The 12,677-nt window shown below is 72.6% G+C and carries 12 protein-coding genes; 8 read left to right on the top strand and 4 right to left on the bottom strand.

Features of this window, described 5'->3' with window-relative positions:
• The first annotated feature begins 60 nt into the window (after window positions 1–60).
• Complete coding sequence (locus tag GCN81_RS04755; RefSeq protein ID WP_231626370.1) at window positions 61–324, top strand: LapA family protein; 264 nt, start codon at window positions 61–63, stop codon at window positions 322–324.
• 234 nt (window positions 325–558) lie between these two features.
• Here GCN81_RS04755 and GCN81_RS04750 read toward each other — a convergent pair whose 3' ends face one another.
• A complete protein-coding gene (locus tag GCN81_RS04750; protein ID WP_156722165.1) occupies window positions 559–912 on the bottom strand; it encodes a VOC family protein in 354 nt (117 codons plus the stop codon).
• A 180-nt stretch (window positions 913–1,092) separates the two neighbouring features.
• On the opposite strand from GCN81_RS04750, the gene GCN81_RS04745 reads away from it, so the two are divergent.
• Both GCN81_RS04745 and GCN81_RS04740 read left to right on the top strand, forming a co-directional pair.
• Window positions 1,093–2,424 (top strand): NAD(P)/FAD-dependent oxidoreductase, encoded by a 1,332-nt coding sequence (locus GCN81_RS04745; protein WP_156722164.1) that lies wholly within the window; start codon window positions 1,093–1,095, stop codon window positions 2,422–2,424.
• Window positions 2,414–4,294, top strand: a complete 1,881-nt coding sequence (locus GCN81_RS04740; protein ID WP_156722163.1) for a transketolase — start codon at window positions 2,414–2,416, stop codon at window positions 4,292–4,294. The genes GCN81_RS04745 and GCN81_RS04740 overlap by 11 nt, the downstream gene beginning before the upstream one ends.
• A gap of 13 nt (window positions 4,295–4,307) precedes the next feature.
• On the opposite strand, the gene GCN81_RS04735 is transcribed toward GCN81_RS04740, so the two are convergent.
• The 3 genes from GCN81_RS04735 to GCN81_RS04725 all read right to left on the bottom strand — a co-directional run bounded on the left by GCN81_RS04735 (window position 4,308) and on the right by GCN81_RS04725 (window position 6,928).
• Window positions 4,308–4,478 (bottom strand): hydrophobic protein, encoded by a 171-nt coding sequence (locus GCN81_RS04735; protein ID WP_156722162.1) that lies wholly within the window; start codon window positions 4,476–4,478, stop codon window positions 4,308–4,310.
• A gap of 68 nt (window positions 4,479–4,546) precedes the next feature.
• Entirely contained in the window at window positions 4,547–5,368 is an 822-nt protein-coding gene (locus GCN81_RS04730; protein ID WP_156722161.1) for a class I SAM-dependent methyltransferase, read from the bottom strand.
• Window positions 5,369–5,458: 90 nt separating this feature from the next.
• Window positions 5,459–6,928: a bifunctional phosphatase PAP2/diacylglycerol kinase family protein gene (locus GCN81_RS04725; protein WP_156722369.1), complete on the bottom strand. Its 1,470-nt coding sequence runs from the start codon at window positions 6,926–6,928 to the stop codon at window positions 5,459–5,461.
• A gap of 211 nt (window positions 6,929–7,139) precedes the next feature.
• Here GCN81_RS04725 and GCN81_RS04720 point away from each other — a divergent pair, with 211 nt between their 5' ends.
• The 5 genes from GCN81_RS04720 (at window position 7,140) to GCN81_RS04700 (ending at window position 12,625) form a co-directional block, all read left to right on the top strand.
• Window positions 7,140–8,759, top strand: coding sequence for an ABC-F family ATP-binding cassette domain-containing protein (locus GCN81_RS04720; protein ID WP_156722160.1), 1,620 nt, complete (start codon window positions 7,140–7,142; stop codon window positions 8,757–8,759).
• A 25-nt stretch (window positions 8,760–8,784) separates the two neighbouring features.
• The gene (locus GCN81_RS04715) at window positions 8,785–9,369 is read left to right on the top strand and encodes a TIGR03086 family metal-binding protein (protein WP_156722159.1); all 585 of its coding nucleotides are present in this window, start codon (window positions 8,785–8,787) and stop codon (window positions 9,367–9,369) included.
• Window positions 9,370–9,652: 283 nt separating this feature from the next.
• Complete coding sequence (locus GCN81_RS04710) at window positions 9,653–10,234, top strand: hypothetical protein (RefSeq protein WP_156722158.1); 582 nt, start codon at window positions 9,653–9,655, stop codon at window positions 10,232–10,234.
• Complete coding sequence (locus GCN81_RS04705; RefSeq protein ID WP_156722157.1) at window positions 10,235–11,482, top strand: aminotransferase class I/II-fold pyridoxal phosphate-dependent enzyme; 1,248 nt, start codon at window positions 10,235–10,237, stop codon at window positions 11,480–11,482.
• A 120-nt stretch (window positions 11,483–11,602) separates the two neighbouring features.
• Window positions 11,603–12,625: an MBL fold metallo-hydrolase gene (locus tag GCN81_RS04700; RefSeq protein WP_231626389.1), complete on the top strand. Its 1,023-nt coding sequence runs from the start codon at window positions 11,603–11,605 to the stop codon at window positions 12,623–12,625.
• The last annotated feature ends 52 nt before the right edge of the window (window positions 12,626–12,677 follow it).

Here is a 12,677-nt window from a genome sequence, read left to right as displayed (position 1 = left end):
GACCGTCCATGCTGGAAGTGCGGGGGTGGGCCGCCGAACCTCCGAGGGAAGGGTCCGCACATGAGCGCCAGCAAAGGCTCGTCCAAAGGCTCGGCCAAGAAGTCGTCCCCAGGCAGTGGCCGCGTGCGCGAGCTGATGACGCCCGGGCGCCTCACCGTCGCGGGCCTCGGCATCCTCGGCCTGATCTTCATCTTCGAGAACACCCGCCACACCAAGATCCGCCTGCTCATCCCCGAGGTGACCATGCCGCTGTGGGCGGCACTGCTCAGCACCGCGGTGATCGGGGCGGTGTGCGGGGCCTACTTCGTCAAGCGACGCCAGTGAGACCCCCCGTGAGACGCCCGTGAGCGGCCCGCCGGGCGGATCGGCCCGACCGCTACCGTACGGAGATGATCAATGACGGCAGCACCTACCTCACCGAAGGGCCCCGCGTAGGGCTGCGCGCGCTCCGCCACAGCGACGGCGAGGCCTTCACGGGGCCTGGCGCGATCACGAACGGCGGGCGCTGACCCGCGAGATGCTGCCCAGCTGACGGGTGGCGTCAGGCTGAGTGGTGCGTCAGGAGGTGGCCTGCCGGTCCGCGTACTCGAACACCGAGCCGTCCGGGTGGACCGCGATCAGGTTCCGGCCCAGCGGGGTCGGCACCGGGCCCGCGACGACCCTCGCGCCGGACGCGCTGAGGACCGCGTGGGCCTCGTCGACGTCCTGCACCGCGATCGTCGCCGCGACCCGGCGCAGTACGTCGAGCTCGGCGGCGGGCCCGCTCATCAGCAGGAAGCAGCCGACGGCCGCGACCGACACCCCGCCGCGCTCGAAGCGCATCGCCCTGCTGCCCGAGAGGCGTTCGTAGAACGCCACCGAAGCGTCCAGGTCATCGACGCATACGCGCAGCGTGGTTCCCAGGATCTCCATGAGGAGAACCCTAGTTGGCCCCGGCCCAAGGGGTGATCGTTTCGCTGGAACGCGGGTCAGCCCTTGTCGGTGGCTGTTTGGCAGCCCGAGCCCGGGGCACCTGGGAGTGGCTGTACTCGAGACACCGCACTCGGGACACCGCATCCGACACGCCGCACGCGATACGCGCCGGAGGAGTAAGTGAGCCGGAATCGAGTCGTGATCATCGGGGCTGGCTTCGCCGGCTACCGAGCCGCCCGCACCCTCACCCACGCGGTTCGGAACAAGGCCGAGGTCGTCCTGCTGAACCCCACCGACTACTTTCTGTATCTGCCCCTGCTGCCCCAGGTAGCGACCGGAATCCTGGAGCCACGCCGGGTCACCGTCTCGCTCACCCGCACCCTGCCGCGGGTGCGTCTGATCCTGGGTGAGGCCGACGGAGTGGACCTGGAGGCCCGCCAGGTGCGCTACACCGACCCCGAGGGCGAGCGCGGTGTCCTGGCGTACGACCGGCTGGTGCTGGCCGTCGGCAGCGTCAACAAGCTGCTGCCGGTGCCCGGGATCGCCGAGCACGCCCATGGCTTCCGCGGCGTGCCCGAGGCGCTGTACCTGCGCGATCACGTCACCCGCCAGATCGAGCTGGCCTCGGCGGACGACGATCCGGCCGCCCGCCGGGCGCGCTGTACGTTCGTGGTGGTGGGAGCGGGCTACACGGGCACCGAAGTCGCGGCGCAGGGCAAGCTGTTCACCGACTCCCTGGTGCGCGGCCAGGCGCTGCCCGAGGGCGTCAGCCCGCGCTGGCTGCTGCTCGACATCGCCCCACGGGTGCTGCCGGAGCTGGACCGGCGGCTGTCCCGTACCGCCGACCGGGTGCTGCGTCGCCGCGGCGTCCAGGTGCGCACCGAGACCTCCGTCGAGGAGGCGATGAGCGACGGAGTCCGGCTCGACTCCGGTGAGTTCGTCGCGACCCGTACGCTCATCTGGTGTGTGGGCGTACGCCCCGACCCCTTCGTCGAGCGGCTCGGGCGGCCGATGGAGCGGGGGCGGCTCGTCGTCGATCCGTTCCTCAACGTGCCGGACCACCCCGAGGTGTTCGCGTGTGGCGACGCGGCCGCGGTGCCGGACGCGCGCAACCCTGGATCGTTGACGCCGATGACCGCACAGCATGCCTGGCGACAGGGCGCGGCCGTGGCCCACAACGTCGCCGCGTCGCTCGGCCTGGGCCGCCGCAGGCGCTTCCAGCACGGTGAGCTTGGCTTCACCGTGGACCTTGGCGGTACGCAGGCGGCCGCCAACCCCCTTGGCGTACCGCTGCCTTGGCCGCTCGCCGGTGTGGTGACCCGTGGTTACCACCTCGCAGCGATGCCCGGCAATCGCGTCCGGGTTGCCGCCGACTGGCTGTTGGACGCGCTGTTGCCCCGGCAGGCCGTACAGCTGGGCCTGGTGCGTTCCGGGTCGGTGCCGCTGGACACCGCGTCGCCCGAACTCGCCCGTATACCGGGCCCTCCTGGGGAGGAATCCGATGCGCCCTGAGCGAATCACCGAACAGCAACACACCGAACAGCAGCTCACGGAACTGGGCCGCCAACTGCGCGTGGATTCGATCCGCGCGACGGCCGCGGCGGGGTCCGGACACGCCACGTCCTCGATGTCGGCCGCGGACCTGGTGGCGGTCCTGTTCGCCCACCACCTCCGCTACGACTTCTCGCATCCCGAACACCCCGGAAACGACCGTTTCATCCTCTCTAAAGGGCACGCTTCACCCCTGCTGTACGCCGTGTACAAGGCCGTCGGTGTCATCGACGACGCCGAACTGCTGACCTTTCGGACCCTGGGCAGCCGACTCGAAGGGCACCCGACGCCCCAGGCGCTGCCCTGGGTCGAGGTGGCCACCGGCTCGCTCGGGCAGGGGCTGCCCGTGGGCGTCGGTATGGCCCTCGCGGGCAAGCGCCTGGACCGGGCCGACTACCGGGTGTGGGTGCTGTGCGGCGACAGCGAGTTCGCCGAGGGATCGATGTGGGAGGCCGCCGAGCACGCCGGTTACGAGCATCTGGACCATCTGACCGCGCTGGTGGATGTCAACCGCCTCGGCCAGCGTGGGCCTACCCGCTACGGCCACGACCTCGGCGCGTACGCCCGCCGCCTGCGGGCCTTCGGCTGGCACACCACGGAGATCGACGGCCATGACCCGGCCGCCATCGATCGCGCCTGTCACGAGGCCCGCTCGACGGCCGGGCAGCCCACCGCGATCCTCGCCCGTACGGTCAAGGGCAGCGAGGTGGCGTCGGCGGAGGACCGGGAGGGACTGCACGGAAAGCCCCTGGCCGACCCCGACGCGGCGATCGCGGAGCTCGGCGGTCCGCGCGAGGTGCGCCTCACGGTGCAGCCGCCGCCCACCGCCCAGCCCCCGCCCGCCATGCGTGGCGGCCACCTGACCCTGCCGCGCTACGGCGTGGGCGACACGGCCGCCACCCGTACCGCCTTCGGCCAGGCCCTGGCCGCGCTGGGCCACGCGCGCGGCGACGTCGTCGCCCTGGACGGCGAGGTCGGCGACTCCACCCGTGCGGAGTTCTTCGCCAAGGAACACCCCGACCGCTACTTCCAGTGCTACATCGCCGAGCAGCAGATGGTCGCCGCCGCCGTCGGACTCGCCGCGCGCGGCTGGACGCCGTACGCGGCGACGTTCGCCGCGTTCCTCAGCCGTGCCCACGACTTTCTGCGGATGGCCGCGATCAGTGGGAGCTCACTCGCCGTCGTCGGCTCACACGCGGGCGTGGCGATCGGCCAGGATGGCCCGTCCCAGATGGGCCTTGAGGACCTGGCCCTCTTCCGTGCACTGCACGGCTCGACGGTCCTGTACCCCTGTGACGCGAACCAGACGGCCCAGCTCGTGGCCCAGATGGCGGACGGCTCCGGCATCCGCTACCTGCGGACCTCGCGCGGGGATACCCCGGTGATCTACGGCCCGGACGAGGAGTTCCCGATCGGCGGCTCCCGGGTGCTGCACGCGTCCGACGACGACCGCGCCACGGTCGTCGCGGCCGGGGTCACGGTGCACGAAGCCCTGGCCGCCGCCGATACCCTGGCCGACCACGGCATTCCGGTCCGTGTGATCGACCTGTACTCGGTCAAGCCCGTTGACCGGCGCACCCTGCGCGTAGCGGCCGAGCAGACCGGGTGCCTGCTCACCGTCGAGGACCACCATGAGGAGGGCGGCCTCGGAGACGCGGTGTGGGGCGCCTTCGCCGACGGGCGCCCCACACCGCGGCTGGCGCGGCTCGCGGTCCGGACGATGCCGGGATCGGCCACGCCGGAGCAGCAGCTGCACGCCGCCGGGATCGACGCCGAGTCGATCGCGGCGAGGGTCCGGCTGCTGGTGGAAACAGCGGCGACGGCCCGGTAGCTACCCCCGGTAGCTACCAGCGATACCACCGGGACCTGGTCCCGGACGGTGTCGTGGAGCGCACAAGGAAACCGAGTAGCCAGATGACCAGCACCGCGATGGCGATCCAACACAGGACATCCAGCGCGAATCCGGCCCCGAAGAGCACGAGCGCGAGGAGGAGGACAAGCAGGACAGGAACCACGATTCACACCTCCTGCATTCCGGGTATCCCGGAAAGGGGAAGCGACACCTGCATGGCGCTGTACTGATTCACGCGCGGCAGAGGATCTCTCCGTGCAGTACGGAGAACCAGGCGTCGTCCTGGCGCCCCCACTCCCGCCAGGCCTCGGCGATGTCCGCCAGTTCGGCGGTGGTCGCGTGCCCGCCATCCACGGCCAGGCGGGCGTACGCCGACTGTGTCGTGCGATCTGCCCACAGTCCGCTCCACCAGGCGCGCTCGTCCTCGGTGCTGAAGGTCCAGGCCGTGGACGTGGTGGTGATGTCGGTGAAACCGGCGTGCAGCGCCCAGGACTTGAGGCGGCGTCCCGCGTCCGGTTCGCCGCCGCCCGCGCGGGCGACCCGGTGGTACAGCTCCAGCCAGTCGTCCAGGCCGGGGGGACACGGGTACCAGGTCATGGCCGCGTAGTCCGAGTCGCGCGCCGCGACCAGGCCGCCGGGCGCGGTCACCCGGCGCATCTCGGTCAGCGCCCGAACGGGGTCCCCCACATGCTGGAGTACCTGGTGTGCGTGGACGACGTCGAACGAGCCGTCAGGGTAGTCCAGGGCGTGTACGTCGGCCGTACCGAACTCCACGTTCTCCAGGCCGCGTTCGTCGGCGACCTGGCGGGCCTGGACCAGTATGTCGGCCGCGGTGTCCACGCCCGTCACCTGGCCCCCGGGCACCAGTGACGCCAGGTCGGCGGTGATCGTGCCGGGGCCGCAACCGATGTCCAGGATGCGCATGCCGGGCTTCAGTTCGCCGATGAGATACGCGGCCGAGTTGGCGGCGGTGCGCCAAGTGTGCGAGCGTAGCACGGACTCGTGGTGGCCGTGGGTGTAAACGGCGTTCTCCGACGGGGTGTTCCCCGGCATGGCGTACTCCCTCCGCTGGGCTTCGAGCCGGTGCTCGACGCGGTCGGATCACCGTACGCCGGGATGTTGAAATGTGAGATGGCCGTCTCGCTATATGGTCCCCGGTCCATAGACGGTCAACGCCTCATGGGCCTTGTCGATCACCAACTCCGGCCCTGAGCCGGTGATTTCGCCGTCGTATCCGAGGTGGGTACCCGGCGGGATGCCGCGCACCCGCAGGCTGTTACGCCGTACCGCCGTGTGAAACGGGGACCGTGTCATCGGACCGGCCAGCGCGGCGGCGAGCAGCCGCGCGCCCGGCACCCGGCCGCCGTGCACCACCCGCACGTCGAGCAGCCCGTCGGCGAGGTCGGGTCGCCGTGCGGGCAGGAGCCCCATCCGGAGGTACGTGCCGTTGCCCACGAACAGCAGCCAGAGCGGCCGCGTCCGCCCCCGCCCCGGCCCGGCGGGCTGGATCCGCAGGGGACGTTCGTGACGCAGCACGCGCAGGGCGGCCAGTACGTCGGCCGCCCGGCCCCACGCCAGGTGGGTCCAGCGTGCCCGTTCTCGCACCAACTGCGGGTAGACCCCGAGGCTGAGCGCGTTGAGGAAGTGTCCCCGGGTGTCTCCGGTACGGAACCGGCCCACGTCCACCGCCACCGCGTCGCCGTTCTCCACGGCGCGGAAGAGGTCCCGAGGGTGCTCGATCAGGAGGTCGTGGGCGAAGTGGTTCATACGGCCGCCCGGCAGCACCGCCAGCGGCAGTCCGTGCCGCAGCGCCGCGACGGCCGCCGTGTTGACCGAGCCGTCCCCGCCGCACACGCCCAGCGCCCGGGTGTCGTCCGCGGTGGCGGCCTCCTCCAGGACGTCGGCCAGTTCCGACGCCTCGCACGACACGACCCTGGCGTGCGGCAGCGCCTCGCGTACCTCCTCCACCTGGTGGGCCGATGTGGCCGCGGTGTTGACCACCAGAGTCAGGCCCCGGCCCCCGGGCAGCTTCGGCGCGTCCACCACCGGGCACCCGGGTACGGGCAGCTGGCCGCGCGTCGGCACCATGCCGCGTACCGCGAACGCCGCCGCGACCCCCAGAGCGCCACCCGCCAGCACATCGCTGGGAAAGTGCACGCCGGTGTAGACCCGGGACAGGCCCACCGCGAGCGCCAGCGGTGCCACCGCCGCGCCCCAGCCACGGGACTCCAGAGCGACCCCGGTCGCGAAGGCGGCCGCGGACGCGGAGTGCCCGGACGGGAAGGACGTGGTGACCGGCCGCCGCTTCAACCGCCGGATCGGCGGCACCGCGTCCCATACCGGCCGCGCCCGCCGGACGGAGCGCTTGCCCAGGGTGTTGACCGTCGCGGACGCCAGCGCCAGCGACGCGACGCCGCGGACGGCTGCACGCCTGGCCCGGGGCGATGAGGCGGCCGTGGCGATCCCGGCGGCCGTGGCGAACCACAGCACACCGTGGTTGGCGGCGCGGCTGAGCCGGGGGAGTACCCGGTCGGCGCCAGGCCAGGTCCTCGCCGCCACGCCGTCGTAGATCCGGCAGTCCAGCTCCAGGAGCCAGCCGCCCAGCCGGGCCATCCGGCTGCCCACGCCCAAGCCCACGCCCGCGGGACCGGTGGCCTCGGTGAGGTCAGTGAGGTCAGAGAGGTCAGTGAGATCGGCGGCCTGGGAGAGGACGGACGAGGACGTCATACGAGGTGGGGTACCCCGGGACACGACGCCGTCACGTTTTCCCTCCCCAGGAAACCCGTTTGCCGTTCCGCCCCCCTGCCCATGACAATGCGTGACCATGGGACATCTGGAAGCCGCGCACCTCGAGTACTACCTGCCCGACGGGAGGGAGCTGCTCGGTGATGTCTCCTTCCGGGTCGGCGAGGGCGCCGTCGTCGCCCTGGTCGGGCCGAACGGCGCGGGCAAGACCACCCTGCTGCGGCTGATCTCCGGCGATCTGCAACCGCATGGCGGCACGGTCACGGTCAGTGGCGGCCTCGGCGTGATGCCCCAGTTCGTGGGGTCCGTACGGGACGAGACCACCGTCCGCGACCTGCTGGTCTCCGTCGCCAGCCCGCGCATCCGGCAGGCCGCGGCCGCCGTCGACGCGGCCGAGTACGCGGTCATGACCGTCGACGACGAGGCCGCGCAGATGCGCTACGCCCAGGCGCTGTCGGACTGGGCCGAGGCCCAGGGCTACGAGGCCGAGACCCTCTGGGACATCTGTACCACCGCCGCCCTCGGCATCCCGTACGACAAGGCCCAGTTCCGCGAGGTGCGCACGCTCAGTGGCGGCGAGCAGAAGCGCCTTGTCCTGGAGTCGCTGCTGCGCGGCACCGACGAGGTCCTGCTGCTCGACGAGCCGGACAACTACCTGGACGTACCGGGCAAGCGCTGGCTGGAGGAGCGGCTGAAGGAGACCCGTAAGACGGTGCTCTTCGTCTCCCATGACCGGGAGCTGCTCGCCCGCGCCGCCGAGAAGATCGTCAGCGTCGAGCCGGGCCCCGCGGGCGCCGACGCCTGGGTGCACGGCGGTGGTTTCGGAACGTACCACCAGGCGCGCAAGGAGCGCTTCGCGCGCTTCGAGGAGCTGCGCCGCCGCTGGGACGAGAAGCACGAGCAGCTGAAGAAGGTGGTCCGCAATCTGCGCCAGGCCGCCGAGAACAGCCACGAGCTGGCCTCGCGGTACCACGCCGCGCAGACCAGGCTGCGCAAGTTCGAGGAGGCGGGCCCGCCGCCTGAGCCGCCGCGCGAGCAGGACATCACCATGCGGCTGCGCGGCGGACGCACCGGCGTACGGTCCGTGACCTGCCAGGGCCTGGAGCTGACCGGGTTGATGAAACCCTTCGACCTGGAAGTCTTCTACGGCGAGCGGGTCGCGGTCCTCGGCTCCAACGGCTCCGGCAAGTCACACTTCCTGCGGCTGCTCGCGGGCGACACCGTCGAGCACACCGGCGTCTGGAAGCTGGGCGCACGCGTCGTGCCCGGTCATTTCGCGCAGACCCACGCGCACCCCGAGCTGTTCGGCCGCACCCTGCTCGACATCCTGTGGCGCGAGCACGCCCAGGACCGCGGCGCCGCGATGTCCCGGCTGCGGCGGTACGAGCTGACCGGGCAGGCCGAGCAGCGCTTCGACCGGCTCTCCGGCGGCCAGCAGGCGCGCTTCCAGATCCTGCTCCTGGAACTCCAGGGCGTCACCGCGCTGCTCCTGGACGAGCCGACCGACAACCTCGACCTGGAGTCGGCCGAGGCGCTCCAGGAAGGCCTGGAGGCCTTCCAGGGCACGGTGCTCGCCGTCACCCACGACCGCTGGTTCGCCCGCTCCTTCGACCGCTTCCTGGTCTTCGGGAGCGACGGCCGGGTACGCGAAAGCGCGGAGCCGGTCTGGGACGAACGCCGGGTCGACCGGGTGCGCTGAGCCCCGGCGCGGGGAAAATGGGGGTATGGCACTCCACATCAAACTGCTTGAGCGGCATGCCGAGGCGATCGACCTGTTCGGGGACCGCGTGCACCAGGTGCGCGCGGAGCAGTGGGGTGATGCGACGCCCTGCACCGAATGGACCGTACGCGACCTCGTCAACCACCTCGTGGTGGAGCAGCTGTGGGTGCCACCGCTGGTCCAGGACGGTGCCACGGTCGAGTCGGTCGGCAGTTCCTTCGACGGTGACCAGCTCGGCGACGACCCGGTCGCCGCCTGGGACGCCGCGGCCCGCGACGCCCACGACGCCTTCCGCGCGCCGGGGGCGCTCGACGGCACCGTCCACCTCTCCTACGGTGACAGCCCCGCCGCCCACTACTGCGGACAGATGGTGACCGACCTGGTGGTGCACGCCTGGGACCTGTCGCGCGCGATCGGGGCCGACGAGCGGCTGCCGGACGAGCTGGTCGGCTACGCGGTGCGCGAGGTCTCTCCGTACGCCGCCGACCTGGCCAAGAGCGGGCTCTTCGACCCGCCGGTCGAGCCGCCGCCCGGCGCCGACGTACAGACCAAGTTCCTCTGCCTCCTCGGCCGCCGCCCGCAGGACTAGGCGCCCGCAGGACTAGGTCGTGTCCGCAAAGTCCCGTCGCCGCCGGGCAGGCGGGACTTTGCGGACACGGCCTAGGGCTGTCCGGCGGATCAGGGCCGATCGGCCCCAGGCTGCCCGGCTGGCCATGACCCGGCGATCAGCCGCGGCGCTCACCCATGCGGCGGCGCGGGTACCGCGAATGGTGTCCCGCCCCGCGCGGTGTGGTGATATGTCGGGTTTTCATGGGCTTCGTGGCGTGGATTTCCGCGTCTGCTCGTCCGCCGCCAGAAGGAGCCCCTCCGCTATGCGTATCGCCCGTATGATCGCCGCCACCGCCCTGGCATCGGCCGCGGTCGGACTGTCCGCGCCAGCCGCGATCGCCAACTCGGCCGAGGTCCGTCCGTCTACCGTCGCGCCCAGTGGCACGGTCACCGTCTCCGTCGCCTGCGACACGCCCCAGGCCGACCCGCCGAGGACGATCAACGCCAGTTCCCAGGCCTTCGAGAAGGGCGTCGTCCAGCTGGCCCTGGTCCCGGGCAACGACGACGGCGTCGCGGGCCCCGCCTACAACGGCACCGCCAGAATCGCCCCCACCAGCAACTTCCCGAGCACCGGGCCCAACGCGGTGGGCGACACCTCCCGGTGGGCCGTCACCGGCAGCTGCCCGGACGGCGGCCAGTGGAAGGCGACCTTCATCGTCGACCGCACACCCGCCCCCTCCCCGACTCCGACGCCGACCTCCACCCAGGGCGTACGAGGCGGCCTCGGCGGCAGCTTCACGGACGCTGGTACGCCGACCATGATCGCCGGGAGTGTGCTGGTGGCCGGAGCGGTGGGCGCGACCGTCTTCGTCATCCGCCGCCGACAGTCCCGGGCACGGGGCTGAGTGCCCGCCTCGGGCCCACTGCGGTACGGCTCGCCCGCCGCGGGTCCGGAACTGCCGGTGCTCCCCGAACTGGCCGCGGTGGCCGCCGCGGCGGCGGGCCGTACGCACGCCGAACCACCGGGCGGCGGACCCGCGCTGCTGGACGCGGCGCGGGGCTACTTCGACCGCCGGGGGCTGCCGGGCGGCCGGGAGCAGCTGATCGCGGCCCCCGGCGCCGCGTTGCTGCTGCTCGCGCTGAGCGCGGCGGTCGGCGGCGACGTTCTGCTGCCGCGGCCGTGCGCCGCCTGGTGGGCGCCGGGTGCCCGGCTGCTCGGCCACGGCACCTTCCATGTGCCGACGCCCGCCGAGTGCGGGGGAGTTCCCGACCCGTACGCCCTGCTGGAGACCGTCCGGCGGGTGCGGGCGGAGGGCGGCGACCCCCGGCTCGTCCTGCTCTCCGTCGCCGACGATCCGACGGGCACGGTGCCACCCCCCGAGGTGCTGCACGAGGCGGTGGAGGCGGCGGTGGGCGAGGGCCTGCACCTCCTCACGGACGAAACCTGGCGCGACACACTCCACGACGGCCCCGCTCTGCTGATCAGTCCTGCCGAGATGGCGCCCGGGCACGTCACCTCGCTCGTGGACCTGTCTGGTGCGTATCTGCCCGCTGACTGGCCCGTCGCCGTCGCCCGTGTCCCCGACACCGCGTCCGGAGCCGCGCTGCGCGCGCGGACACTCGACGTCCTCACCGCGCTGGGCGCCGTCGTCACCGCGCCGGTCGCCGCGGCCGCCGCGTACGCGCTCGGGGAGCCGGAAGAGGTCACCGCGCGGGTGGCGGCGGCCGCCCGGTCACACGCGCGGGTGGGCGCGGCCGCGTACCGTGCCGTACGCGCGGCGGGCGGGGTCGCCCGGCCGCCGCAGGCCGGGCGCCACCTCTACGTGGACCTGGAGCCCCTGCGTTCCGCGCTCGCCGCCCGTGGGGTCGCCGACGCGGTGGAACTGGAGGACTACCTCACCGAGCGGCTCGGCACGCCGGTGGCCGGTGGGCACCGGTTCGGTGACGAGCTGGGCGCCTTGCGGGTACGGCTGGCCACCGGGGCGCTGGCCGGTGCCACGGACAGCGAACGGCTGGAATCACTCGCCTCCCCGGCGCCCCTGGAACTGCCGTACGTGCGGCGAGCGTTGAGCACCCTCGGGTCGACGCTCGACGCCCTCCGCGCCGAGGAGCACGCGGACCGGGCCGACGATGCGCCGGGCGACAGGGCCTAAGGGCCTAGGTGTCTTGCCCTGTCCGGTGGATCAGGCCCGGTGCGCGGCGGCGTCCAGCAGACGCGTCGAACAGGTTCAGCGAAAGGAGCCGTCTCGATGACGCAGCAGTCCGAGCCGATGATGACGCGGCAGTCCGAGCCGATGACGTCCCGTATCTCCCCGGCCGCCACTCCCGTACTCCGCCCGCTCGGTGAACTCCGCACCTGGCCCCGGTCCTTCATCGACCGGCTGACCGCCCCGCTGCCCGGCGTGCGGGCCTTCGCGCGGTTCGCCCGCGAGGGCGCGATCCGGCCACGTCCGGAGGGGCTTGCGGACATCCCCCGGCTGCCGTTCGCGCCCGGGCCGCTGCCGGACGTCGGAGTCTCGGACATCGCGGTGACCTGGGCGGGCCACGCCAGTTGGGTGCTGCGCGTCGGCGGGCTGACCGTGCTCACCGACCCGGTGTGGTCGCGCCGGATCTTCGGCACCCCGGCACGGATCACACCCGTGGGCGTCGGCTGGGCCGCGCTGCCCCGGATCGACGCTGTCGTCATCAGCCACAACCACTACGACCACCTGGACGCCCCGACGCTCAAGCGGCTGCCGCGCGAGACACCGGTGTTCGTCCCGGCGGGACTCGGTCGCTGGTTCCGGCGCCGCCGCTTCGCGTGTGTCACCGAGCTCGACTGGTGGGAGGCCACGGACCTGCGCGGGGTGCGGTTCGGGTTCGTACCCGCGCACCACTGGTCCAAGCGCGGCCTGGTCGACACCTGCCGCACGCTGTGGGGTGGTTGGGTGCTCACCGGACCTGACGGGCGCGAGGTGTACTTCGCGGGCGACACCGGGTACGGACACTGGTTCGCGGAGATCGGGCGCCGCCACCCGGGACTTGATCTCGCCCTGCTGCCGATCGGCGCGTACCACCCCCGCTGGTGGCTGCGCGATGTGCACTGCGACCCCGAGGAGGCGGTACGGGCGGCTGACGATCTGGGCGCCCGGCGGCTGGCGCCCATGCACTGGGCGACGTTCCTGCTGTCGGCCGAGCCCGTGCTGGAGCCGCTGACCCGGGTACGGACCGCCTGGGAGCGGGCGGGCCGCCCGCGAGAGGACCTGTGGGACCTGCCGGTCGGAGCGTCACGGGTCCTGGGGGCCGCCGCGTCCTGAGATCTGTGCTCTGGGACGGCCAGCCTGACGCCCCACCGCCCCACCGCCCCAC

It is taken from the genome of Streptomyces apocyni (genome assembly GCF_009739465.1).
Classification (GTDB): Bacteria; Actinomycetota; Actinomycetes; order Streptomycetales; family Streptomycetaceae; genus Streptomyces; species Streptomyces apocyni.
Note: the sequence above shows the minus strand (reverse complement) of the source record. Positions and strands in the feature narration are given on the sequence as shown.